General features: G+C 35.4%; 27 protein-coding genes, 2 pseudogenes and 1 riboswitch. Of the genes and pseudogenes, 21 read left to right on the top strand and 8 right to left on the bottom strand.

The window, feature by feature from the left end; genetic code table 11:
* Positions 1 to 3: 3 nt before the first annotated feature.
* Genes pxpB through pcp form a run of 6 tightly spaced genes read left to right on the top strand, consistent with a single transcriptional unit; the run spans position 4 to position 4,848 of the window.
* The gene (gene pxpB / locus I6L50_RS21415; protein WP_219302955.1) at positions 4 to 717 is read left to right on the top strand and encodes a 5-oxoprolinase subunit PxpB; all 714 of its coding nucleotides are present in this window, start codon (positions 4 to 6) and stop codon (positions 715 to 717) included.
* Positions 708 to 1,697 (top strand): 5-oxoprolinase subunit C family protein, encoded by a 990-nt coding sequence (locus I6L50_RS21410; RefSeq protein ID WP_219302953.1) that lies wholly within the window; start codon positions 708 to 710, stop codon positions 1,695 to 1,697. The genes pxpB and I6L50_RS21410 overlap by 10 nt, the downstream gene beginning before the upstream one ends.
* A gap of 18 nt (positions 1,698 to 1,715) precedes the next feature.
* The gene (gene pxpA, locus I6L50_RS21405) at positions 1,716 to 2,477 is read left to right on the top strand and encodes a 5-oxoprolinase subunit PxpA (RefSeq protein ID WP_219302951.1); all 762 of its coding nucleotides are present in this window, start codon (positions 1,716 to 1,718) and stop codon (positions 2,475 to 2,477) included.
* 47 nt (positions 2,478 to 2,524) lie between these two features.
* Positions 2,525 to 3,220 (top strand): DUF969 domain-containing protein, encoded by a 696-nt coding sequence (locus I6L50_RS21400; protein WP_113935811.1) that lies wholly within the window; start codon positions 2,525 to 2,527, stop codon positions 3,218 to 3,220.
* A gap of 1 nt (position 3,221) precedes the next feature.
* Positions 3,222 to 4,184, top strand: coding sequence for a DUF979 domain-containing protein (locus I6L50_RS21395; protein ID WP_219302949.1), 963 nt, complete (start codon positions 3,222 to 3,224; stop codon positions 4,182 to 4,184).
* 16 nt (positions 4,185 to 4,200) lie between these two features.
* The gene (gene pcp / locus I6L50_RS21390) at positions 4,201 to 4,848 is read left to right on the top strand and encodes a pyroglutamyl-peptidase I (protein ID WP_219302948.1); all 648 of its coding nucleotides are present in this window, start codon (positions 4,201 to 4,203) and stop codon (positions 4,846 to 4,848) included.
* Between the two features lie 494 nt (positions 4,849 to 5,342).
* Here the strand turns inward: pcp and I6L50_RS21385 are convergent, their stop codons facing one another.
* Entirely contained in the window at positions 5,343 to 6,830 is a 1,488-nt protein-coding gene (locus tag I6L50_RS21385; RefSeq protein ID WP_219302946.1) for a peptide MFS transporter, read from the bottom strand.
* 393 nt (positions 6,831 to 7,223) lie between these two features.
* On the opposite strand from I6L50_RS21385, the gene I6L50_RS21380 reads away from it, so the two are divergent.
* The 3 genes from I6L50_RS21380 to lepB all read left to right on the top strand — a co-directional run bounded on the left by I6L50_RS21380 (position 7,224) and on the right by lepB (position 10,964).
* Positions 7,224 to 7,949, top strand: a complete 726-nt coding sequence (locus I6L50_RS21380) for an NAD-dependent protein deacylase (protein WP_219302944.1) — start codon at positions 7,224 to 7,226, stop codon at positions 7,947 to 7,949.
* Positions 7,950 to 8,174: 225 nt separating this feature from the next.
* On the top strand, positions 8,175 to 10,331 hold the full coding sequence (locus I6L50_RS21375) for a peptidoglycan D,D-transpeptidase FtsI family protein (RefSeq protein WP_219302943.1): 2,157 nt from the start codon (positions 8,175 to 8,177) through the stop codon (positions 10,329 to 10,331).
* A gap of 111 nt (positions 10,332 to 10,442) precedes the next feature.
* Positions 10,443 to 10,964, top strand: coding sequence for a signal peptidase I (gene lepB / locus I6L50_RS21370; protein WP_219302939.1), 522 nt, complete (start codon positions 10,443 to 10,445; stop codon positions 10,962 to 10,964).
* 10 nt (positions 10,965 to 10,974) lie between these two features.
* Here the strand turns inward: lepB and I6L50_RS21365 are convergent, their stop codons facing one another.
* Complete coding sequence (locus tag I6L50_RS21365; RefSeq protein ID WP_219303732.1) at positions 10,975 to 11,598, bottom strand: cephalosporin hydroxylase family protein; 624 nt, start codon at positions 11,596 to 11,598, stop codon at positions 10,975 to 10,977.
* A 185-nt stretch (positions 11,599 to 11,783) separates the two neighbouring features.
* Between I6L50_RS21365 and I6L50_RS21360 the strand changes: the two are divergent.
* The 3 genes and pseudogenes from I6L50_RS21360 to I6L50_RS36015 form a co-directional block, all read left to right on the top strand.
* Positions 11,784 to 11,879, top strand: a pseudogene (locus I6L50_RS21360) (NUDIX hydrolase); the annotation flags it as partial.
* 334 nt (positions 11,880 to 12,213) lie between these two features.
* Complete coding sequence (locus I6L50_RS21355; RefSeq protein ID WP_219302938.1) at positions 12,214 to 12,672, top strand: VOC family protein; 459 nt, start codon at positions 12,214 to 12,216, stop codon at positions 12,670 to 12,672.
* A gap of 11 nt (positions 12,673 to 12,683) precedes the next feature.
* Positions 12,684 to 12,770: pseudogene (locus tag I6L50_RS36015) on the top strand (NUDIX hydrolase); the annotation flags it as partial.
* Positions 12,771 to 12,852: 82 nt separating this feature from the next.
* Here the strand turns inward: I6L50_RS36015 and I6L50_RS21350 are convergent.
* A complete protein-coding gene (locus I6L50_RS21350; protein ID WP_219302936.1) occupies positions 12,853 to 13,617 on the bottom strand; it encodes a class I SAM-dependent methyltransferase in 765 nt (254 codons plus the stop codon).
* Between the two features lie 197 nt (positions 13,618 to 13,814).
* Between I6L50_RS21350 and I6L50_RS21345 the strand changes: the two genes are divergently transcribed.
* Positions 13,815 to 14,306, top strand: a complete 492-nt coding sequence (locus I6L50_RS21345) for a DUF2716 domain-containing protein (protein WP_219302934.1) — start codon at positions 13,815 to 13,817, stop codon at positions 14,304 to 14,306.
* Positions 14,307 to 14,370: 64 nt separating this feature from the next.
* Here the strand turns inward: I6L50_RS21345 and I6L50_RS21340 are convergent, their stop codons facing one another.
* The 3 genes from I6L50_RS21340 to I6L50_RS21330 all read right to left on the bottom strand — a co-directional run bounded on the left by I6L50_RS21340 (position 14,371) and on the right by I6L50_RS21330 (position 17,066).
* Entirely contained in the window at positions 14,371 to 15,141 is a 771-nt protein-coding gene (locus I6L50_RS21340) for a DNA alkylation repair protein (RefSeq protein WP_219302932.1), read from the bottom strand.
* 33 nt (positions 15,142 to 15,174) lie between these two features.
* Positions 15,175 to 15,480: an iron-sulfur cluster biosynthesis family protein gene (locus I6L50_RS21335; RefSeq protein WP_063218291.1), complete on the bottom strand. Its 306-nt coding sequence runs from the start codon at positions 15,478 to 15,480 to the stop codon at positions 15,175 to 15,177.
* A 119-nt stretch (positions 15,481 to 15,599) separates the two neighbouring features.
* Positions 15,600 to 17,066 carry an amino acid permease gene (locus tag I6L50_RS21330; RefSeq protein WP_113935797.1) on the bottom strand — a complete coding sequence of 489 codons (1,467 nt, stop codon included), beginning with the start codon at positions 17,064 to 17,066 and terminating at the stop codon, positions 15,600 to 15,602.
* A 112-nt stretch (positions 17,067 to 17,178) separates the two neighbouring features.
* Positions 17,179 to 17,371, bottom strand: a riboswitch (Lysine riboswitch).
* 384 nt (positions 17,372 to 17,755) lie between these two features.
* On the opposite strand from I6L50_RS21330, the gene I6L50_RS21325 reads away from it, so the two are divergent.
* Entirely contained in the window at positions 17,756 to 18,205 is a 450-nt protein-coding gene (locus I6L50_RS21325) for a GNAT family N-acetyltransferase (protein ID WP_219302930.1), read from the top strand.
* A 40-nt stretch (positions 18,206 to 18,245) separates the two neighbouring features.
* Here I6L50_RS21325 and I6L50_RS21320 read toward each other — a convergent pair whose 3' ends face one another.
* Positions 18,246 to 19,139 carry a sulfite exporter TauE/SafE family protein gene (locus I6L50_RS21320; RefSeq protein ID WP_219302928.1) on the bottom strand — a complete coding sequence of 298 codons (894 nt, stop codon included), beginning with the start codon at positions 19,137 to 19,139 and terminating at the stop codon, positions 18,246 to 18,248.
* A gap of 207 nt (positions 19,140 to 19,346) precedes the next feature.
* Here I6L50_RS21320 and I6L50_RS21315 point away from each other — a divergent pair, with 207 nt between their 5' ends.
* The 7 genes from I6L50_RS21315 (at position 19,347) to I6L50_RS21285 (ending at position 24,503) form a co-directional block, all read left to right on the top strand.
* The gene (locus tag I6L50_RS21315) at positions 19,347 to 20,144 is read left to right on the top strand and encodes a VOC family protein (RefSeq protein ID WP_219302926.1); all 798 of its coding nucleotides are present in this window, start codon (positions 19,347 to 19,349) and stop codon (positions 20,142 to 20,144) included.
* Positions 20,145 to 20,158: 14 nt separating this feature from the next.
* The gene (locus tag I6L50_RS21310; RefSeq protein WP_219302924.1) at positions 20,159 to 21,097 is read left to right on the top strand and encodes an aminoglycoside phosphotransferase family protein; all 939 of its coding nucleotides are present in this window, start codon (positions 20,159 to 20,161) and stop codon (positions 21,095 to 21,097) included.
* A 13-nt stretch (positions 21,098 to 21,110) separates the two neighbouring features.
* Complete coding sequence (locus I6L50_RS21305; RefSeq protein ID WP_219302922.1) at positions 21,111 to 21,854, top strand: metallophosphoesterase family protein; 744 nt, start codon at positions 21,111 to 21,113, stop codon at positions 21,852 to 21,854.
* Between the two features lie 132 nt (positions 21,855 to 21,986).
* A complete protein-coding gene (locus tag I6L50_RS21300) occupies positions 21,987 to 22,655 on the top strand; it encodes a nucleoside/nucleotide kinase family protein (protein WP_219302920.1) in 669 nt (222 codons plus the stop codon).
* Between the two features lie 27 nt (positions 22,656 to 22,682).
* Positions 22,683 to 23,144 carry a hypothetical protein gene (locus tag I6L50_RS21295; protein ID WP_219302918.1) on the top strand — a complete coding sequence of 154 codons (462 nt, stop codon included), beginning with the start codon at positions 22,683 to 22,685 and terminating at the stop codon, positions 23,142 to 23,144.
* Positions 23,145 to 23,236: 92 nt separating this feature from the next.
* The gene (locus I6L50_RS21290; protein WP_219302916.1) at positions 23,237 to 24,061 is read left to right on the top strand and encodes a DUF2785 domain-containing protein; all 825 of its coding nucleotides are present in this window, start codon (positions 23,237 to 23,239) and stop codon (positions 24,059 to 24,061) included.
* Between the two features lie 127 nt (positions 24,062 to 24,188).
* The gene (locus I6L50_RS21285) at positions 24,189 to 24,503 is read left to right on the top strand and encodes a DUF3892 domain-containing protein (RefSeq protein ID WP_219302914.1); all 315 of its coding nucleotides are present in this window, start codon (positions 24,189 to 24,191) and stop codon (positions 24,501 to 24,503) included.
* 86 nt (positions 24,504 to 24,589) lie between these two features.
* Here the strand turns inward: I6L50_RS21285 and I6L50_RS21280 are convergent, their stop codons facing one another.
* Complete coding sequence (locus tag I6L50_RS21280; protein WP_219302912.1) at positions 24,590 to 25,030, bottom strand: YaiI/YqxD family protein; 441 nt, start codon at positions 25,028 to 25,030, stop codon at positions 24,590 to 24,592.
* Positions 25,031 to 25,087 lie beyond the last annotated feature (57 nt).

Below are 25,087 nucleotides of genomic sequence, written 5' to 3'. Positions count from 1 at the left end.
GGGATGAAATTTTCTGCGTTAGGGGATCAAGCAATTATTGTTACATTTGGTGAAGAAATTGGGATGGATATATACGAAAAAGTGCAACGATTATTTCAAGCGCTAAGGCGGCATCCATTTGTAGGAATGGTTGAATGCGTTCCGTCGTTTACTTCATTAGCGGTTTACTACAATTTGTACGAGGTATGGAAGGGAAATGATAGAAATATAAGGCCATATGATTACGTTTGCCAGTATATAAGGGAGCTATGTGATTCATATAAAGAAGAAGTGAACCGAGATGTGAAACATATTTCTATACCAGTGTGTTACGGGGGAGAGTATGGACCTGATTTAGAAGAGGTTGCGCATTATCAAGGCTTACAAGTAGAGGATGTTATTCGAATACATAGTGAAACAACATATTTCGTGTATATGTTAGGTTTTACGCCTGGCTTCCCTTATTTAGGGGGAGTATCAAAAGAACTAGAAACACCTAGAAAAGAAACACCACGGTTACAAATTGCTTCTGGTTCAGTAGGTATTGGCGGAAATCAAACAGGTATTTATCCGCTTGAAACACCAGGAGGCTGGAATATTATCGGCCGAACACCTATTTCTCTATTTAATCCAAAAGAAGAAACACCAACATATATTCAAAGTGGTATGTATTTACGGTTTATACCAATAACAAAGGAAGAGTACGTATCGCTTGAGGGGGCTAAAGAATGGATGTAGAGGTTTTGCATGCAGGAATGTTTACAACAGTCCAAGATTTAGGACGATCTCATTATCAACAATACGGTGTACCTGTTGGCGGGGCTATGGATAAAAATGCGCTCAGGATGATTAATATGTTAGTAGGTAATGAGGAGAATGAGGCTGGACTCGAAATTACAATAATGGGACCTAAATTGTTAATAAAGAAAACGACATTGCTTGCGATTGGCGGTGCGGATATGGAACCGTTATTAAATGGAGAACGCATTCCATTATGGCGCCCTATATTAGCTGAAGAAGGAAGCATGCTTTGCCTCGGAAAAGCGAAAAGCGGTTGCAGAGCATATGTGACTTTTGCGGGCGGTATAAATATTGATCATACGATGGGAAGTAAAAGTACTTACATACGTGCTGCTCTTGGCGGTATTGAAGGGAGAATGCTGAAAAAAGGAGATTATTTTCAAATTGGTACAGGGGCAGAAGTTGCAAGTCGCTTTATTCAAAATTTACAAGAAGAAAAGCGTGTAAAAACGAAGTGGGCAATTTGCAACGATGCTTTACCAAAATATAAGAAGTATCCTATTCTTCGCGTCATAACAGACTTTGAATATGATCAATTTACAGAAGAAAGTATAAAGTCGTTTTTTTCGAAAGAGTATAAAGTGTCCAATTATGCTGATCGCATGGGATATAGGCTTGACGGAGATGTTTTAAATAGAGTTGAAGAGATAGAAATTTTATCGAGCCCAGTTACATTCGGAACAATTCAAGTACCAAATGGTGGACAGCCTATTATATTAATGGCTGATAGACAAACGACAGGTGGTTATCCGAGAATTGGACATGTAATTTCAGTAGATTTACCTCTTCTAGCGCAGCTGAAACCAGGAGACTATGTGACTTTTGAAAAAATAACTATGGAAGACGCTGCACAATTATATATAAAGCAGGAAACAAGTATGAGTCTATTAAAGAAATTCATCGCTTTACGAAGCTGAGATTAGGAGGAAAACATCGTGACTACAATCGATTTAAACTGTGATTTAGGAGAAAGTTTTGGAGCTTATAAAATGGGGAATGATGATGAAATTCTTCCGTTCGTTTCCTCTATAAACGTTGCTTGTGGTTTTCATGCTGGTGATCCGATCGTTATGCGGCAAACGGTTGAAAAAGCTCTGCAGCATAACGTAGCAATAGGAGCACACCCTGGCTTTCCTGATTTAATTGGATTTGGGAGAAGGAACATGCACGTTTCAGCAAGTGAAGTATACGATTATGTTTTGTATCAAATTGGCGCATTAGACGGATTTGTTAAAGCTGCTGGAGGGAAAATGCAACATGTAAAACCGCACGGTGCCTTATATAATATGGCAGCAACGGATTCGGAAATTGCGGATGCAATCGCAAAGGCAATTTATCATATTAACCCTGGATTATTACTTTACGGATTAGCGAATAGTGAGGCATTTATAAAGGCAACAGAAAAATATAATATAACTCTCGTACAAGAAGCTTTTGCTGATCGTACGTATAAGCAGGATGGAACTTTAACGAGCCGTACAGAAGAAAATGCTCTTATAAAAAATGAAGATGAAGCAATAAAACAAGTACTTCAAATGGTGAAAGAAGGGTATGTAGAATCGGTCAATGGGGAGAAAGTAGCAGTTCAAGCGCAAACGATATGTTTACACGGGGACGGAGAGAAAGCAGTCCAATTTGCGGGTGTAATATACAGAACATTCGAACTTAACGGTATTTCTATTTGTGCACCGAAATAAAGTGAAACTTTAATTAGCGGGATTAAAAATGAGGGGAAGTGCTAAAATTGATAAAATTAATTGGGATTTTACTTGTTGCGGTTGGATTTTTATTTAGGCTAAATACACTGTTAGTAGTAATGGTTGCGGGTATTGTTACTGGTATGGTTTCAGGCTTAAGTTTTTATGATGTGATCAGCATGTTCGGTAAATTTTTCATAGAAAACAGATATATGTCTATGCCAATCATATTAACTTTACCGGTAATCGGAATTTTAGAGCGTTATGGCTTAAAAGAAAGAGCAGAAGCACTTATAACGAAATCAAAAGGAGCAACAACTGGAAAAGTATTAATGTCATATTTTACGATAAGAGAATCATCAGCAGCACTTGGACTGAATATTGGAGGTCATGCGCAAACAGTGAGACCGCTCGTTGCACCGATGGCAGAAGGGGCTGCGCAAGGTAAATATGGTAAACTCCCTGATAAATTAAGAGAAAAGATTAAAGCAAACGCAGCAGCTGCGGAAAACACAGCTTGGTTTTTCGGAGAAGATATTTTCATTGCAACTGGTGCCATTTTATTAATGAAAGGATTCTTCGATTCAGTAGGTATGCATGTCGGTGTATGGGATATGGCGCTTTGGGGCATTCCAACTGCGATATCGGCACTGATTGTGAGCTGGATTAGGTTTAGAAGGTTTGATAAGTATATAGAGAAAACAATGAAGGCAGAAGAAAACCAAGAGAAGGAGGCTATATAAGATGAACATCATAACAATGGATACAATTTATTATGTATTAGGTATCATCGTTGCATTTATCGCTGTTCGTATTGCATTTGATCGTGAACATCCAAATAGATTTGGTTCTAGTTTATTTTGGGCATTGTTTGCAGTTACATTTTTATTCGGAAATGTAATCCCTTCGTTTTATGTTGGCTGTATTGTGCTCGCTATGGTCGTTTTAGCTTCATTAAATAAAGTAACAAAATCTGAGGAGAAAGAAGTACCAGTGCAAGAACGTGTGAAACATGCTGAGAAATTAAAGAATAAAATTTTCATGCCTGCACTATTAATACCTATTTTTACAATTATCGGTACATTAACGTTAGGGAAAATTAAATGGGGAAATGTCGCACTTGTTGATCCAGATAAAGTAACATTAGTTGCATTAGCGTTAGGAGCATTACTCGCATTCGTTGCAGCGATGCGTATTACAAAATCCAAAATAACAACGCCTGTTCAAGAAGGAAGTAGGTTATTACAAGCTGTTGGTTGGGCAGTTATTTTACCACAAATGTTAGCAGCACTTGGCGGTATTTTCGCGAAGTCTGGCGTTGGACAAGTTGTTTCTGATTTAGTCGGACAAGTGTTACCGACAGAGTATCCATTCGTTGCTGTTATGGCCTATTGTTTAGGAATGATGCTATTTACAGTCGTAATGGGGAATGCATTCGCAGCATTTGCCGTTATTACTGGAGGAATTGGCTTACCTTTAATTGTGCAAATGCACGGAGGAAACCCAGCAATTATGGCAGCATTAGGTATGTTTGCTGGATATTGCGGAACGCTGCTTACTCCAATGGCAGCAAACTTTAATATCGTACCTGCGATGCTTTTAGAACTGAAAGATAAAAATGCAGTCATTAAAGCACAAGTACCAATTGCTCTTTCAATTTTTATTATAAATATGTTTATTATGTACGGCCTTGTATATCGTTTCTAATTAGGAGAGTGAAACTATGAAAACAGTATTAGTAACAGGATTTGATCCGTTCGGCGGAGAAAGTATCAATCCAGCTTGGGAAGTCGCAAAAAGTTTGCATGAAAAAACAATCGGAGAGTACAAGATTATTAGTAAACAAGTTCCAACCGTATTTCATAAATCAATAAGAGTATTAAAAGAGTATATAGAAGAGTTGTCGCCTGAAATGATTATATGTATTGGACAAGCTGGGGGCAGACCAGATATTACGATAGAGCGTGTAGCAATTAATGTTGACGACGCAAGAATTGCTGATAATGAAGGAAATCAGCCGGTGGATATGCCGGTTGTAGAAGAAGGACCTAATGCGTATTGGTCTACACTTCCGATGAAAGCAATCGTGAAAAAACTTCGTGAAGAAGGTATACCATCATCTGTTTCACAAACGGCAGGTACATTCGTTTGTAATCATTTATTCTATGGTCTCATGCACGAACTAGAGAAACATGATAAGAAAATAAAAGGTGGATTTATTCATATTCCGTTCTTACCAGAGCAAGCGAGCAATTATCCAGGTCAACCAAGTATGTCACTTTCTACTATTAGTAAAGGTATAGAATTGGCAATTGAGGTAGCGATGGAAGTTGAGGTGGATATTGTGGAAATTGGGGGTACGACGCATTAAATAATAGTAGATTAAAGAGGGCTGATGCAGCCCTCTTTGTGTGTTTGTATTTTGTAATTGAAGATGCAGTATAGAATATAAAGGGAAAGGTTGCAATGGGAGTATTCTAACAAATATGGAATTGTTCCAAATAAAAGGGAACTTTTTAAATAGTTTCTTAATGATGTAGAATTTTCGTCTATATGAATGGATAAAAAGTTAAGTTCTGATAAACTCAAAGACATACAAAGTAATGATTTTAAAATGGTGTGATAAAAAATATCACACCATTTTTATGTAAAACAAACAGAGTGAATTTTTTTCCATTAGTAAAGTATAACTGGGTAAGAGATAATCATCAGAATTGTTAATTGTACTATGATTTTTCAAAACTGATAAATTTAAATATAAGTACGGTAAGAATGCGATATTTATCTAACTTTTACAAAAAAGAGTAACCCATTTGGCTACTCTTCACATAGAAACTTGTATTTGTTCATTTCAATAAGAGACCGTTATTGAAGTCCCTTCATGAAATTTTGGATTTTTGATGATAATGTAAACAGCAGGATGCTAACTAAAATGGAGATAGCACCAATAATACCAAAGTAAATTGCTTCTGTTGCAGGATTATACAGTTTAACAACTTGGGCATTTATTGCTTGCGCAGACGCAGTTGATAAGAACCATAAGCTCATGGTTTGCGAAGAGAAAGCAGCTGGAGCCAGCTTCGTCGTTATTGATAACCCTGAAGGAGATAAACAAACTTCTCCAATTACAATTAAAAAGAAGCTAAGGACTAACCACATAGGATTCACTAAAGAGTGAGTACCGTTGATTAAAGCCGGAATAATCATAACTAAGAATGATAAACCTGCAAATAGCAATCCAATAGCGAATTTTTTTGCCGTTGAAGGCTGCTTCTTGCCTAACTTTATCCAAACCCATGCAAAAATCGGGGCAAGCGTTACGATAAAGATTGGACTTAATGATTGGAACCAAGCGGAATGCAATGTAATTCCATTGAACTGTAATTGAGTTCGTTGATCCGCGTATGTCGCTAAGATAATAGCACCTTGTTCTTGTATAGACCAAAATATTGTAGCTGCAATAAAGAGTGGTATATACGCAAGAAGACGAGATTGCTCTACTTTTGTTGTTTTAGGACTACGATACATATAAATGAAATAATAGGTTGGAATAACAATCCCTAAGATACTAATTAGGAATGTAAAACGATTTATAGTTAACAACCCAGTTGGAATTGTAACCACACCTAGCAATGTTAATACAACCAGACCAACACTGAAATACTTAAGAGTCTTTTTTCTTTCCGAATCTGATAATGGATTAGGTACTTGCGTACCGACTAGACCAAGGTTTTTCTGTTTTGTTCCAACAAATACCCCTAACCCAATTGCCATACCAATTGCCGCAACTCCAAAACCAAGGTGGAAATTATATTGCTGACCTAATGTTCCGACAACTAAAGGTGCAAGTAAGGCACCTAAGTTAATACCCATGTAGAATATACTGAACCCTGAGTCACGACGCGGATCTGTTTCACTATATAAACTTCCTACGATGTTCGATATGTTAGGCTTTAACAACCCTGTTCCTAGAACTAAGAAGACCATAGAGATAAATAACGCACTTTTACTACCCGGTAAAGCTAAAATAAGATGGCCAATCATAATTAAAACGCCACCAAAGAATACGGTTTTACTTGGACCAAATAAACGATCCGATATCCATCCCCCGATAATACTAGACATGAACAGTAAGGAACCGTAAATTGCCATTATCGAGGTTGCGGTAGATTGATCAATTCCTAATCCACCTTTTGCGACCGAATAGTACATATAATATAGTAAAATAGCTCTCATTCCGTAATGAGAAAACCTTTCCCAAAACTCAGTGAAGAATAAAGAGAATAATCCTTTTGGATGCCCAAAAAATCCTGTTTGAGGAATACTTTGAACAAGTTCGTTTTTTTCTTTCATAATGTTAATATTACCCCTTGTTAATTTTTTATATTATACAAGTATAACTTAAGGGGCTCCCAGTAGTCCATAACTATCTAAGCCCATCGATGAAGAAAAGCAGCCTTCTGGCTGCTTTCTAAATGAATTGAAAAATTGTCATTTGCTCATTAGACACACCTTTCACTGAATCTACCTCTAAACAATCCAGAATTGATTGTGAGAGTGCTTTAGCTACTAAGAATGCTACGTATATTGTTGACTTAATTGAACAGTAGTTATCTTTGAAACTTTAATTACACCCAAAAAAATTGGGGGTTAATTCATGCAATGAAGTAAGTAAAATGAATTGTACAACACCTATTGTAAACAACTGGTATAATAAGTATAGGAATATACATAGAGGTGATTTTTGTGCAATTTGAAGAAGTACGTTCAATTTTAGAAAAAGCGAAGAAAATTACAGTGTTAACAGGTGCTGGTGCAAGCACAGAAAGTGGAATCCCTGATTTTCGTTCAGCAAATGGATTATATGCTGATGCGAATGTAGAGATGTATTTGTCGAGAGGCTATTATAATAGAAATCCGAAAGAGTTTTGGAAGCATTATAAAGAAATCTTTCAAATTAATACGTTTCATCAATATAAACCAAATCGCGGGCATCGCTTTTTAGCGGAGCTAGAAGAACAAGGGAAAGACATAACGATTTTAACGCAAAATATTGATGGTTTGCATCAAGTAGGTGGTAGTAAACATGTAATTGATTTACATGGAACACTTCAAACTGCGCATTGTCCGAAGTGTAAAACGGGATATGATTTACAATATATGATTGATCATGAAGTACCGCGTTGCGGGAAGTGTAATTTCATTCTAAACCCAGATGTTGTTTTATACGGAGATACACTGCCTCAATATCAAAATGCGATAAAACGTTTATATGAAACAAATGTACTTCTCGTAATGGGAACGTCATTAAAAGTGCAACCTGTCGCTTCATTCCCAGAAATCGCAAAGAGAGAAGTAGGCGCAACAACAATTTTAGTAAATGAAGAGTTAACAGGGCAAGAATACAATTTTGATTTTGTTTTTCAAAATAAGATTGGTGAATTTACCAAAGGGTTATCTTCGATTAAATAAGTTTTTGTTTTCGTAAAGAAACTGAGGTGAATGATGTCTACCTCAGTTTTTTTGTATGAATTATATTCATGTTATTGCGTATAAGGGGAATGGTAATAAATAGGATGAGAAAATCAAAAACTGAAAATTAAATCTTTTATTTCTTTTGTAATTAATATAAAATTCTATATATAGCATATAAATAAATTTAATACATAATGATTTTTGCGCAGAAATGTTAATAGAATGAAGCGAGGGAGCAAAATGAGACAGAAAAAGGAGAAACAGAAACAGTCGAAAAAGAAAAAGACTCATATTCCTTTTCGGTTAAATGTACTATTTTTTATCGTTTTTCTTTTATTTTCAGCTATTATTATTCAATTAGGTAAAGTACAAATCATTGACGGAGAAACGTATCGAAATGAAGTGAATAAAAAGGAAGATGTAACGGTGAGTACTCCAGTTCCGAGAGGGAAGATGTTTGACCGGGAAGGGAAAGTTATTGTAAATAATAAACCGTTACGAACTGTTACATATACGAAGATGAAAGGAGTGGACTCAAAAGAGGTTTTAATAGTGGCAAGAAATTTAGCACAGCTAATTGAAATGCCGCAAGAAGATATGGACAAGTTAACAGAGACAGATAAAAAAGACTTTTGGATGCAGTTAAATGAAAAACGTGCAGCAACAAAAGTAACGAAAGAAGATGAGAGTAAATTTAGGAAACAGGAAATAGAAGGGAAAGACTTAGATAAGAAAGTAGAAGAGTTGAGACGAGAAAGAATTACACAAGAAGAATTAAACGAGCTTTCGAAAGAGGATATAGAAGTACTAGCAATTAAAAGCAAAATGAATGCGGGATATAAAATGACGCCACAAATCGTCAAAAAAGATGTAAGTCAAAATGAATATGCAGTAGTGAGTGAAAGATTATCGAGCTTGCCAGGCGTAGATACGACTGTGGATTGGGAGCGCGAATATCCAAATGACAAAATACTACGTTCTGTACTTGGTAGTGTTTCTAGTGAAAATGAGGGATTACCAAGGGAGCAATTAGACTATTATTTAGTACGAGATTATAACAGAAATGATCGTATTGGTAAGAGTTACATCGAAAAGCAATACGAAGATGTGTTACATGGAACGAAAGAACAGTCTAAAAATATTACTGATAAAGCTGGAAATATTATTCGGACTGAAAAAGTGACAAAAGGAAAAAGTGGAAATAATTTAATGTTAACAGTTGATATGGATTTACAGAAAAAGGTGGAGGAAAGTCTTGAAAGGAATTTAAGGGCATTTCATTCTTCTGAACCGATGATGGATCGTGCATTCGTCGTTATGATGAATCCGAAAAATGGTCAAATTCTATCATTAGCAGGAAAGAAAATTGTAAATAAAGATGGCGGGATGCAAATAGAAGACTACGCTTTAGGAACGATGATAAGTTCTTACGAGTTAGGATCAACGGTGAAAGGAGCTACGGTATTAGCGGGATATCAAACAGAAGCGATTAAGCCATATACGCATTTCTTTGATGCACCAATGTACTTTAAAGGAAGTTCGAAGCCGAAGAAATCGTGGAAAGACTTTGGAGATATTGATGATTTAAGAGCATTGCAAGTTTCATCCAATGTCTACATGTTTAATACGGCGTTAAAGATTGCGGGGATTGATTATGTACCAAATAATCCACTAGATATTAAACAAGAAGCGTTTAATAAAATGCGTTATTACTTTAGACAATTTGGTTTAGGTGTACCAACCGGTATTGACCTTCCAAATGAATCGATTGGTCAAATGGGTAGAACCGATAATATACCTGGTTTTTTACTTGACTATGCGATTGGGCAATATGATACATATACGCCGCTGCAGCTTGCGCAATATATGTCAACGATTGCAAATGGCGGTTACCGAATGAAACCACAAATTGTACAAGAAATTAGAGAGCAACCAAATAGACCAGAGGAAGTCGGGAAAGTTATGCAATCGATGGAACCAGTCGTGTTAAATCGAGTGGATATGGATCTTTCATATATAAATCATGTGAAAGAAGGGTTTAGAAGAGTTTTCCAAGAGGTAGATGGGACAGGTGCTGGAACTTTTAAAGGATTACCTTATAAACCAGCTGGGAAAACAGGAACAGCAGAGACAGTGTACGGTGGAGAAAGTGATATTGGAAGAGATGAAAACAACTATCGAAAAAAATGTTATAATTTAACTCTCGCCGGGTATGCGCCATATGATGCTGATCCGGAAGTTGCTTTTTCTGTTGTTGTGCCATGGGTAAATAATGATAAATCAGGTATTAATTCTGCAATTGGTAAAGAGGTTTTGGATGCATATTTTGACTTAAAAACGCAGAGATCGGGTGCAAGTCCAGTCCCAGTAGCACAATAGCCGAGTAAGGCACAGTAAAAAACTTCAAATTGTAGTATATCACTGCGCAAATGAACAGGTGCAGTGATATATTTTTGAGCTGAAAAGTGTTTTGATAAGGTGGGAATGGATATGAAAGAGGAGAGTAAGAGAGGTTGGGGAAAGTACATACTATTTATATTTGTCCTAGTAGTAACGTACCAGTCTTTCACTTTATGTAAGGTGGAAGGAAAATCAATGCAGCCAACTTTACATGAAGAAGACTACGTATTTGTAAATAAAGCTGCGGTACATTTTTCTAGCTTACAGCACGGAGAAATCGTCATTATTAAGGAAGAGGATGAGTCGAAATATTATGTGAAACGCGTAATAGGACTTCCTGGTGACGTAATTAACATAACGAATGGAACTGTATACGTAAATGACAAAAAGCAAGAGGAACCTTATATAAATAAAGATTTATATAATAATACACAAGTGTTTTACAACTTTCAAAAGACAAAGATTCCGCCAAATAAGTTATTTGTAATGGGAGACAATCGTGAACAAAGTAAGGATAGTCGAAATGGTTTAGGGTATATTGAAGAAGATAATATAATAGGAAAAGTGGAATTTGTGTACTATCCTTTTTCGAAAATGAAAATACTAGACTAGTTTAGTCTAGTTATTTTATTTTCTTCAAAAAACCATTCGGATTAAATGATATGAAAAATTTATGCTTTGTCTCATCTACTATGAAATTATTATTTTTTGTTAAAAATTTTTCCACAGCTTCCATCGGACCAGGGCCCCAATCAGGGAGAATAGGATTTCCGTTAATACATGTATCCTCGACGATCATGTAGCTACCAGTAGTTACAATTGATTTATATAATTGCAGTTCTTTTAATACATGTTCTTTACTATGATCGGAATCTAAAATAACTAAAATAACATCGTCAGGTTTTCGCATACTTAAAATAGTTTGGACAGCACTTACAGAAACAGAAGAAGCTGTTAAATACGTAATCCGATTATGTGATGGGCGATTTGGTTGCGGCGTTATATCAATAGTAAGAACGTGACCTTTTCCTATTAAATCTAGAATAGAAGCTAAATAAAGTGCGCTACCACCATGGAAAGTCCCGCATTCAATAATTAAATCCGGTTGTAAGTCGTAAATAATTTCTTGATATAAGAAAAGGTCAGAGGGAAGTTTGCAAATGGGGACACCGAGCCAGTTTGTACCGTTTGGCCATACATTGCTATCATAAAAGCATTTTAAAAATTCATTTCCTATGTTATCGATGTTGAATTCTCCTTTCTCAAAAGGATTCTTTCGTTGGACGTAAAGTGTTTACGTATGAAAGTTGTACTGTATATTATGTGAGGAGCAATGACAAGGAGAGTGTTTTTACGTGGAAATGATAAGAATTCCTCATGTAGAAAATGAATTGCTTACAGAAGAGGATGTAAAAGAAAGGAAATGACGATATGTATAAGTACACAATTTGCTTCATTAGAAAAGGGGATAACATACTCCTTTTAAATAGAAACAAGAAGCCAACAATGGGAATGTGGAATGGCGTTGATGCTACTCCATGCTCATCAACTTAAAAATATTAACTACCCCAAGAGTAAAAAATGCTATCCCTTCTTTATATTCATACTAAAAGAATAGCGTTTTTTCATTATTTAAATATGATTTCATCTGAATTTAATGGAGATTTCCCCTACAAAAGTAGTAGAATTTTTATTTGAATTTGCTACCTCAGTTAGATTTATCATATTTCAATTTCGATATAATAATAGTAACTAGGTATATCGGATATGGAGATACATTACAATGATTATACATACTTCAGATTTATAATTATAGTAACTACTCAACCCGTAGTTACCAATAAAGAAAGGAATAAGCAGAATGATACGGAACATATACGAAACTCATTTACATGTAAGAGATTTAGAAAAGGCTATAGATTTCTATCAAAATAAGTTGGGGTTAGCATTAGCAAGAAAACTCTCCAAAAGAAAAGTGGCTTTCTTTTGGGTAGGAGAAAGTAAAAAGCAAATGCTTGGACTATGGGAGGTACATAACAATGAAGCTTTTGAGATGAAACACTTTGCTTTTGGTGTAGATTTAGAATTTCTAAAGACTTCTAAAGTGTGGTTAGAGAATCGTGGAATAGAAGTGGTAGGGAGCCAAGGGAAGGGAAGTCAAGAACCAATTGTCCAAAGATGGATGCCAGCTGCAAGTGTATACTTTCTGGATTGTGATGGAAATAAATTAGAGTTTATTTCTATGTTACATGATAATCCAGATGAATTAGAATATGCATCCTATTTAAGTGAATGGGATGCGGAACACCAAGAAAAATAAATGAGATTGTATCCCGGAATATTGTTGATTACACAAGGTCTATTCTGACAGAAGATGATACGGAGAAACGATATGAAAAACATCTCGTTTCACAATAGGAAAAGACACGTTAAAATACAAAGAAAAAGCCAAATTCCAATAAAGAATTTGGCTTTTTTGTAAGGAATGCTAATTCAAGTTTTACTCTACATAATTCGCTTTTATAATAAAACGATGTTGCTGCACATCAAAATATCCTTTTTGCAAGATGATTTCATGTATGCGATATAATTCCTCATAATACCTTTCTACAGTAAAATCAGGAATTTGCCACGGAATTGCTTGTAAGTAATAGACAACAGCACCGACATCATAAAAACGCTGAAGAGGGAATTCTTCTTTCGCTTTTAAAATAGTAAATCTATTTTGTTCTAATTCACTACATGCCGTTTTGAGTGACCAACTTGAAAATTCGCTATTCAGCGGTGTGCCAAACTGCTCATTAAGTTCCGCACAATCAAGACCACCGACTTGTTGTGTAAGAAATGTTCCATTAGTGGAAAGAATTCTTTTCACTTCAGAAGCAGCGTAGGATTCATGTTGATTCACAATTAAATCAAACTGACCATCTTGAAATGGTAAAGCAGTATCATCAGTCACTTCTACAACTGTAACCCCTAAAGGTTCTAATTTCTTTTGTGCAATTGGGACATTCGGAGCATAGCCCTCAGTAGCGCAAATAGTTGGTGGGAACGGTTGTAACATAGATAAAAACTCTCCGCCGCCAGTACCCATATCTAGCATTGATTTTGCACGTTGCATAAGCTGGAAAGCAGTGCTACCGTACGACCATGGTAGGGGCTCGCTATTCATACGGCCAGTTTCTGAAATGAAAGAGAAATCCCAGCCGCTAAAGTTAGTCTTTGCACTTTCTAATAGTGCTGAAAATAATGGATCACGTTTCATATTGTTGTCCTCCTATTTCGTTAATAAATGATATAGTAAGAAAAGAAAAAGGGAGGACCTCTTATTAAAATGAAGCGGTTTTACGTTTCGTGTTCAAATAGATTCATACAAATTCGCTCCTTGCGAGAATAGTTATTTATATATTCGGGATAATTGAGTAAAAATCCTTTGAAATTATAGGGGAAGGCAGTTGTTTAATGAAAAATTGGATGGAGTTTACAGACAAAGAGTACGACCAAATTTGGGACATGATAGATAGTAAGCTTAAGTTTTCACCAAGTGATTCTACATTCCCACCATTTAAGGTGCCAAGTCCTTTTGTAACATATGATATTTCTCATTACTTCGGAGAATCGGTAGATTTAAATGTATATGACGATTTGGAAGAAAAAGCATTACTAGTTTTTAAAGAGAATACAGTATCGGATGAATATATAATGGCATTTGATTGGCAACATGAATGTTACTGGGTAAATTCACATTTAAAGTTCGATAGAAATGAATTTGATGAGTGGACAATCCCGATTTTTCCAAATGGAGATTACTATTTCTTTATTCAGAAGGACTTTAAGTGGGGGTATTTAGGTCATCCTTGGGAGAAGAGTATAACGATATTTGGAAAAGAATTAATAGAGAGCTTTGAACAACGTAAGCCAGAAATGTTTCAAAATATTTTAAGGCAGGGATAATGTTTTAAAGAGAAAAAACGCTTATACTTCATTTTTGAAGCATAAGCGTTTTTGTATAAAATACTTAAAAACAAAAATCTTTTGGTAAAGTGCCATTTTTTATCATCGTTCTTAATCCATGTTTCATAATCCAAGGATTAACAGGATGGTTTTTATCGAGTAATTGTTGCAACCATTGAAAAATGAGTTCGTGATCTTCTTTCGTAATATCATTAATGTGATTGGCTACAGATTTTTGAACATACTTAGAAGGGTCATTCATTAATGGCTCAAGAAGCTTTAAATTATTTCTGAAGTCACCTTTCAGAGCTCCTATTTTTTTTGCCCAAGGAAGTCTTGGTCTAGTACCTTCTGAAACTAATCTCCTGATGTGGCTGTTTTCATCACGTAACCATTGCTGCAATATGTCTAAGGTTTCTTCATGGTATTTTTCAAGATAAGGACGAATGGCATATTCAGCAGTATTTCTTTTTGTTATTTCATACATTGCGTTGAATGAGGAGTCAAAATCGTTAAGCCCATATTTTTCAACGTATTTTGCGATAGGCATATACATATAACCATTTGTAAATGTGCCGACTTCTGTTGTATTTTCTGGTCCCAATGTTTTCAGTAATATATGTATTGCTTCATTAAAATCTTTTTGTAATGCATTGTGTAATTCATCTGCTATTACTTCTATACGTTGCTTTAACTCTAAATTTTCAACTTTATATGTTACGGAATCTACAAAATTTTTTTTAGAGAAATTAGGAACGTGTTTAGAAATAGAATCAGCCATTTTTTCTGCTAATTCTTCGTTAAATAAAAATTTTAACGGAACATATTTACCCATTTTTTCACCTCAGTGGTCAGTTAAAAACAATTGTTATTTTTTAATCGACAACCCATACACCAACGTCTCACTTGGAGTCGTAATACTAAAACCAGTTGTTTTATAATCAACTTTTAACGTATCACCAGTGTAGTCTTTCGTGAATGAGTCCATTTGTATAATAAGCTGTTCATCTTCATATACAACATCATCCGCATTATATGTATCCCAAATTAAATCAACATCAACAAAAATGCTGCAAGAGTTTGTCATTGTCCCTCTAATGCGAATAATCTTTTTGTCTTCACGTTCTAGTCTATGTATAGCAACTTTTGCTTCATCAGTAATACGAATGTTCATGTAATCCCAACCTTTATTTATATTTCCTCTATTATTGCAAAAACGGGAGAAATAGGGAAGGGAGAAGCATTGCATTAAAAAAACGAGCAAACAATTTTGTTTGCTCGTTTTGCTATACTCTATTTCAGTTCACATTTATCAAGTGGAATGACTTTCGTTTTCTTAGTAAATTTATAGCCCAACCATAGTACTAAGAAGAGTGGTAAACCGATGTAAGAAACGAGTACACCGTTCCAGTCGATAGATGCTCCTGTAAATGCTCCGTAGTTTTGGCCTAAAATAACGATAACACAAAGTGCAAATGCAAAGATTGGACCGAACGGGAACCATTTCGCTTGATATGGTAAATCTTTCAAATCTTTCCCTTGTGCAATATAGGCTTTTCGGAAACGGTAATGACTAATAGCAATCCCTACCCAAGCAATAAATCCTGACATCCCAGAAGCATTTAATAACCAAATGTATACAACACCGTCACCGAATAAAGAAGCGATGAAAGCGACGCTACCAACTACTGATGTTGCGATTAATGCGTTAACAGGGACACCACGGCTATCTAATTTGCCTAAGAATTTAGGTGCTTTTCCTTGGCGAGCTAAATCCCAAAGCATACGAGTTGATGCATACATTCCAGAGTTACCAGCAGAAAGTACTGCAGTTAAAATAACAGCGTTCATAACAGAAGCAGCGAAGGCAACGCCCGCTTTTTCAAATACAAGTGTAAATGGACTTACTGTAACATCACTTGCTGCAAGGCTTTCAGTCGTATAAGGAATTAATAAACCGATAACGAGAATTGCTAAAATGTAGAATAATATAATACGCCAAAAGATAGAACGAATTGCTTTTGGAATATTGCGTTCTGGATCAGCAGTTTCACCAGCAGCTACTCCTAATAATTCAGTTCCTTGGAATGAGAAACCAGCAGCCATAAATACACCGATAATTGCCATGATGCCGCCATTAAATGGTGCATCTGCAACAGTGAAGTTTTTAAAGCCGACAGCTTCGCCGCCCATAATTCCAAAAATCATCATAAAACCGACAATTAAAAAGATAATAATAGTAACTACTTTAATAAGTGCGAACCAATATTCAGATTCACCAAAACCTTTAACAGATAAATAGTTTAAGAGAAAAATAATAGCTAAACAAAGTCCACTCCAAATAAGAGAAGGGGTATCTGGGAACCAAAATTTCATAATTAATGTTACGGCTGCTAGTTCGGCAGCGATCGTAATCGCCCAGTTATACCAATAGTTCCATCCAAGTGCAAAACCAAGTGATGGATCAACAAATTTTGTTGCATAAGTGCTAAAAGAGCCAGTAACAGGCATGTAAGCTGCGAGTTCTGCTAAGCTTGTCATTAAAAAATAAACCATAATTCCAATTGCGGCATATGCGACTAATGCACCGCCAGGACCAGCTGAATGGATAACACCACCACTGGCAAGAAATAATCCGGTACCGATTGTACCACCGAGAGAAATCATCGTAAGGTGACGAGATTTTAATCCGCGTTTTAATTCACCTTGTCCTTGTGTAGTTTGCGTTTTAGAGGTAGATTGATTTGTTGCGCTATTCATGTTCAACACTCCTTTTCTTGTAGGTTAGGAAGGAGCGGGGGAGAAAAATACAAAAAACCGCCAAAGGAATTAGGCGGAACGTTTCACAAATAACCACCCCATCATACCCTTCCGTTAAGATAGCACACCACGTTTACACGGTAATTTTGTAAACGTGACAGTTCTGTTCCTTTCGGAGACAGCCCCAGCTCATATTTCCAGAGAAGAAATATAAACTTCGGCAACTTTTCCTTTCAAACGGAGTCAATGACATTCGCTGTGTCTCGTCCATTTTACTTTTAAAAGTCGCAACCTCTACCTCATCGGATTGATGAGGATTTATATATTGCTAAGATATTTAATATATGGCAATTGTAATGACTTTCTGAATATATTGCAAGGAATTTTGTTAGGAAAAGTCAAAAAATATCGGTTATTGTATAGGAAACGCTTGCATAACTCCACCCGAACCTACTATTATGTAGCAATAAGCAAAGAAAAAATTGTTATACAAATGTTTCGCAAAAAATATTGAAAAACCCTTTAAAATTAAAAGAAAATTCAGAAAATATAATTCGACATAACTATTAAAAGGGGATTATTCCTTAAATTCGTTTCAAAGAATAAGTATAAATCCGATAAATAGAATGAATATTCTTTTTATTTCTGATAAAATTGAGGTATTGTTTAATTGAAAAGGGGATATCATTATGAAATTAGAAACGGAAAGATTACATATAGTACCGTGTACAGAAGAATGGATTCAAATTGCGAATAATCAAGGATACAATAGTGGCCCACATATTGTAGGGCATATAGAAAATGTGAAACGAAATGTGGCTTCATTACCGTGGGGACCGTGGTATGTTATTCGGAAAGAGGATGATGTTGTTCTAGGTGATATAGGATTTAAAGGGAAACCGAATGAGCAACATACAGTAGAAATTGGTTATGGATTTATTGAGAAATATTGGAATAAAGGGTATGCAACAGAAGCAGTTAGTGAATTAATGAAATGGGCTTTTCAAACAGGGGAAGTGGAAATGATTATAGCGGAGACACTCCTTGATAACTATAGCTCCATTCGTGTATTAGAGAAATTACATATGAAAAGAGTAAATAGTACTGAAACGATGGTCAATTGGAAAATAGAAAAATAAAAAATACCGCTCGAAGTAAATCGGGCGGTATTATTATTAATTATGGTAGCATTTGTTTTTGATCTGCCGGGTATCCAATTGTTGAATGTTTCGAATGGTTACGAACAGCAATAAAAATAGATATAATAACGACAAGACCAACTGCAACGTAAGAAAGTGAAATAATAGTTGGATCAACTTTAAATGATGTAAGTAATGTACGTATATTCGTAAAGATAATAAGTCCGCCAACGAGTACGCCAAGTAAATGAGAAGGAACGATGCGTACTAACCATGCGGCGATTGGTGCGGCAACAATACCACCAAGCATGAGGGCAAATACCCAAACCCAGCTTATTTGTTCCCAACCAAGTGAGATGAAAAAGCCGATTGTTGCAGCGAGTGAAACGGGAAATTCGCTCGTATCTACAGATCCAATAACTTTTCTAGCATCATTTCCTTTTGCAAGTAGAACAGGTGTCGTAATAGGTCCCCAGCCACCACCGCCAGTTGAATCAACGAATCCTGCGAACAGACCGAGTGGTACAAGTTGTTTAGCAGACATACGCTTATTTGAAGAAACAATTTGTTTTTGAATGATGAATCGTAATAAAATATAAACCCCTAAAGTAAATAAAAATAAGGAAATGTACGGTTTAATTACATCGCCAGGTAAATTACTTAAAAAACATGCCCCAATAAATGCGCCAATTGCCCCTGGTAATGTAAGTCTGGAAACTGTATATTTATCAACGTTTCCAAATTTGATATGAGATGCACCAGAAGCGGCGGTTGTAACGACTTCAGCTAAATGAACTGATGCGGAAGCTACAGCTGGTGCGATACCAAACATTAATAATAGTGAGGTAGACGTTACCCCGTACGCCATACCAAGTGCACCATCGATCAATTGAGCGAAAAATCCAATAATAGCAAAGACAATTAATTTCTGCATAAATAATCCCCCTGTAATAATAAATGAAAAAGACACTTTTCCCGTATGAGAAAAGTGCCTTTGGTTTTTCCAATCAGCAATAATTAAATTTGTTTCATTATAATACGTATTAATCGTATAAATCAACTTGGTTTTAAAGTTTTTTGAATTGAACGAAAGAAAAATAAAATATACAATAAAAGGATGGAGAGAAAGGGGAGAAAGACTATGTTAGCATTTGATCATCTCGTTCACGCAGTACATTGTACACCGGAGGAAGCGGCAAAACAAATGCAGGAGCATGGATTTCATACTGCATTAGGCGGAGAGCATACGACTTGGGGTACTTGGAATAGTTTATGTTATTTTGATTTATCATATATAGAATTTTTAGCAGTTCAGCATGAAGAAAAAGCGAAAGAAGCGGAAAATCCATTAGTACAAGAAACAGTGGTGAAATTAAAAAATGGAGAAGGGATGCTACAAATCGCAATTCGAACAGATGCAATTGAAGAACTAGCAAATAAGTTTAATAAGCACGGCTTACATACGATAGGACCATTTGAAGGGAAACGGATGAGAAAAGATGGTCGGCTTTTAGAATGGAAAATGTTATTTGTAAAGCAAGAAGAGAAAGGACCGAAATTACCTTTCTTTATACAGTGGAATGAAACGGATGAAGAAAGAAGAAACGATTTACGTAAAATAGGGACGATCACTGAACATAAAAATAAAGTACAAGAAATTGAAACGATTCATTATACGGTGAAAAATGTTCGAGAAACAGTGCGGAAATGGAAAGAAGTAATGGAGCTAACTGCAAATTCAATCATACAAAATGAAGAATGGAATGCTGAGTGTCAAAGTGTATCATTTGGTGATATTCATGTGCAGTTTTGTGAACCGATTGGGGAAGGTCTAGTTCAAGATCGCCTGAAGAACCAGGGCGAATATCCATTTGCAGTGGAGTTTAAAGGGGAAAATAAACGAGAGTATGAAGTGTTAGGTAGTTTGTTCGTATATTAATAGAGGTGAGTTTTGTGGAAGAAATGTTAAGAGAGATAGAAAGAAAACTAGAGTGGTCACGTATTGTAAAATGTACAGCAATTACAAAAGGTTTTTCACACGAAGAGAAGTATAAAATTGACCTAGAGAATCGAGAAACTTATTTTGTAAAAGTGTGTGATTCTGCTAATTATGAACGAAAACAAGAAGAATATATGTATATGAAACAATTGGAGTTATTACATATTCCAACGCCGAAGTTAATTCATTTCATAAAACTTGAGGGATTAAATAAATGTGTTCAAGTATTTGAATGGACCCAAGGTGTAAATGGTGAAGAGAGCTTAAGCAAGCTATCGGTGGAAGAACAGTATAATGCAGGAAGAAAAGCAGGGGAAATATTAAAGAGAATTCACTCGATAGAAAGAGAAAGTGCAAGTAATAAATGGGAAATATTTAGGTGGAATAAGTATGAAAGGTACATAGAGGCATTAGCAGATTATGAGGTGAATTTTCTGGATTTGAAGCCAGTATTAACCTTTGTAGAAAATCATAAAGACTTATTGAAAAATCGGCCTATCACATTTTTACACGATGACTTCCATCCAGCAAATAGTATGATTCATAATAATGAATTTATCGTTATCGATTTTGGTGGATATGATTTTGGCGATCCAATACACGATTTTTATAACGTAGCGATTTTTACTACAAGAATAAGCAAACCATTTGCGGTTGGACAAGTTTACGGTTATTGCGGAGGTGAACCGTCAATCCATTTTTGGAAACTGTATTCATTATATGCAGCGATGACATTCCCAGCGGATATCGTATGGACAAACCGAAGCACGCCACACTTAGTAGATGATATGAAAGAGAGATTGAACCGAATTATAGAAGATCATAATCATTTTTCATCTTATATTCCAAAATGGTATCAATCACAACATGCGGATATAATAAACAACAAATAACGGAGGGATTCATTTGGATAAAATTGCGGTAATTTCAGATATACATGGTAATATTCCGGCATTAGAATCTGTACTAAAAGATATTAAATTAAGAGGAATTGAACGTATTATTTGTCTTGGAGATTTAGTAGGAAAAGGTCCTCATTCTAGCGAAGTAATTGAAATCGTTCGTAAAGAATGTGAAGGAACCGTAATGGGAAATTGGGATGATTTCATTACAAAACCGACTGAATTTGAAGCGTTAAAATGGCATCAAAAACAACTGTCAGAAGAACAAAATGAGTATTTAAGAAGCTTACCATTTTCAATTGAATTTTTTATGAGCGGCAAACTCATTCGTATGTTCCACGCTTCACCGAGAAGTTTGTATGAAAGAATTCAACCACACGCTTCAAGAGAAGAGCGTGTTAGTATGTTCGAAAATAGTGAGTTGACAGAGAATATAGAAGGGGAAAGAAAACCAGATGTTGTTTGCTACGGTGACGTTCATCAAGCATACATTCAAAATTTCAGAGGGAAAACGTTATGTAATGCTGGTAGTGTAGGAAATCCTCTTGAAATTACACAAGCTTCCTATTTAATTTTTGAAGGAACTTACAATGAAAAAGAAGCAGCGAGCTTTTCCATTCAACTCGTACGAGTACCATATGATATTGAATTAGCCATCCGATTAGCAGAAGAGCTCGATATGCCAGAAATTGAGGAATACAAGCAAGAATTACGGACTGCTTTATATCGAGGATTTAAGGGGAAGTAAGCTATTAATAATATATCAAGGATTTTTTTGATATATCAACAATTCGACAAAGGATATCGACTTACCAACAAATAGTGACATAAACTCTTACTCATAATAATATTATGTAAACCGATTGTGGGGAGAAATATCATGAACCGAAAACAACGTATGAAAGAAATTGTAGATCATATTTTAAAGCTAAACTTAACCTATCCAACAAGAGTTGGAGTAAGTGGTATTACAGCTTCAGGAAAAACAACATTTGCAAACGAGCTTGCGGAAGAGATAAAAGAACGAGGAGTACAAGTAACACGCGCCAGCATTGACGATTTTCATAATCCGAGAGCGGTTCGCTATGCACAAGGAAAAGAGTCTGCAAGAGGGTATTACGAAGATGCGCATGATTATACGGCTTTCAAAGAAAGGCTATTAAAGCCTTTAGGACCTAATGGGAATTTGCACTATGAAACAATTTCTCATAACTTAATAACGGATATCCCTGTACATAATACGCCGCTAGTGGCGCCGCCAAATATGGTGCTAATAGTAGATGGAACATTTTTATTGAAAAAAGAAATTGAGTATCTATTTGACTATAAAATTTTTGTAGATACAGATTTTGAGATTGCGAGAAAACGTGGTGCAAAGCGTGAGACTGAGGCTTTTGGAAGTTATGAAGAAGCAGAGAAAATGTTTATAAACAGATATCATGCGGCTTGTAAAATGTATATAGATAAGCATAATCCGAAAGAATGTGCGAATGTTATTTTTCAGAATAGTAATTTTGATGATCCGGTAGTTGTATTTAAAAGACATTAATACAGTTTATATAGGGGGAATGAACATTTGTTTAGATGGTTTCAAAAAAATAATAAAGTGAATGAAGAGGAGGATGGACAATATTTAGAAATAAAAAATGAACAGATAAATGAACAGTTAAAACAAAAAATAATGGAACTAGAGAGTATAAGTGAAGATATTTGTAGTAAGTATCAAAAAATATATGAAGAACGTTTCGCACAAAATGGTAAATTAAATTTGAGGCTGTCAATTAAAAGAGATATAGACGGTGATGAATTAGAAGAACTAACATCTAATAATTGCTTAGAGTATGAATATAGATCAGAGATTAATTTCGAATATGATTCTTCAAAATTATGGGAAGTCTGTACTATTTCACTTTGGTACTATTACCAAGGATATCGAAAAAGTGGTAGCATAGGAACACTTTATAGCGGAACGATTAATGAATTAGAAGAAGAAGTTAAAACAACATTGGAAGAACTGTTACATAGTGAAGATAATTAACGATTCGATTTTATATTGCATTAAGAATGGATTTAATTTTAAGATACTAATAGGGAATAGTTTAGGAAGAGAAATTTAAAGGGGATAAAAAAATGACAGAAGTACTAGAACTAAAAGAAGAATTACAACAAATTAAAAATAATAACTATGCTGTACCAGAAGACGTAGACGCATATCCATATGCGCAGTGGATGCTAGATTATATCGGGTCACCTGATGCTGAATTACGTGATGATTTAATTTATAGTACGCTTCACAAATGGATTACAAATGATGTGTTTAGACAAAAAGAATTACGAGGATTAATGTTACAAGCAATTAGTCCCGATTACTTATTTTATAAAATTGGTGAAAAGGGCACAGACTCTGTATTTAAACGTGCGTTCTCCGTATTAATTCCGCCGCTTATTTTATCTGTTCATGAAAGAGAACCACTGTTATCTGAAGAACAACTGTATAGTGTAGCAGAACAAGTTCTGGAATATGTATATTTAGAAGAAGATGTAAGGGGTTACGTAGAAGGAAAAGGCTGGGCACATTCTACTGCACATGCGGCAGATGCACTAGATGCTTTAGCACGTACAATACAAAATCGTGAGTTTTCATATGCAATCCTTGCTGCTGTTCGTCAAAAAGTTCGTATGAGTGACTACGTATACATACACTTTGAGGATGAGAGATTAGTAACGCCAATTATGTCGTTACGTAATCAAAATCTTTTAACTGAAGAAGAGTGGAGCAACTGGCTACATAGTATAGCAACTGTTGAAGACATCCGACATCCTCAGCAAGCTATTTTAGTACAAAATATTAGAACTTTCTTAAGAAGTTTTTATTTTAGAGTTTTAGAGACAGAGGGTAGTACAGCCTTTACAGATGATATATTGGAGACTTTGAAGGATTTGCGTAGGTATTAAAAAAGCATTTGAATTAGAATATATGATTCAAAACTTATAATAAATAAAAATACATTTTGTTAAGAGAAAAGTACATAAAACTAATACCTTCCAAACATACTAATAAAATGTGTTGGAGGTGAAATTTATGGACAAAAAAGACTTTGAAAAAGTTTATAATGATTACTTACATCAAGGAGAAGAGCAAGCTCAATTTGAAGTAGACAATGAAGTCAATTCAGGAGCAGAACAAATTGTTGCCGTTCGTAAAAACGATGATGGGGATTTAATTGCTTTTAAGACAAGTAGCGGGAGAGAGTTAGATTATATTACAGCTCTTAGTGAAGCGAAATCAGGGAATTTAGCTCATGTGGACGTATTTCATAAGTATGGTAGAGATATTATACGTAGTGAACCTGATGGAATAAAGGAAAATAACTTAGATAATTTACCTTCATTTTAAACAGGTAAACCTCAAGAAGAGAATGTTCATTTGGATATTCTCTTCTTTGTTTTGCGAAGTTTTCCTTGCAAATAGACGGTTCATTTTTAAAGTGCAATTATACTTTTAAAGAGCACTCTAAACTTCTCTTTATCTTCTGCTGTAAATGGTTTCGGTCCCTTTGTACGCTTACCGCTTTTTCGAACCATTGCACTTAAATACCGTGTTTGTAACAATTGTTCAATGTTTTCATTCGTATACTTATAGCCTTTATGGTGTAGAACGATACAGCCTTTTGCTAAAGCAAGCGAAGCAAGACCGTAATCTTGCGTTACGATTAAATCTTCTTTTTTTGCTAACTGCATAATCCGATAATCCGCAGCATCTGCTCCAGAATCAACATAAATTGTTTCTACACCTTTTGGTTGTTCCGCATTAGAATAATGAGAAAAGCTAGTAACGAGGGTAACAGGAATTTCCACATTCGTAGCTTCATAAATAATCACATCTTTTACAGGACAAGCATCTGCATCAACGTAGATCTTCATTTTATCACTCCTATGAATAGGTTCGTGTTGATAATAATGGTAGATTTTGCTTTTGTC

Source organism: Bacillus sp. FDAARGOS_1420 (assembly GCF_019344915.1).
Taxonomy (GTDB): Bacteria; Bacillota; Bacilli; order Bacillales; family Bacillaceae_G; genus Bacillus_A; species Bacillus_A mycoides.
Note: the sequence above shows the minus strand (reverse complement) of the source record. Positions and strands in the feature narration are given on the sequence as shown.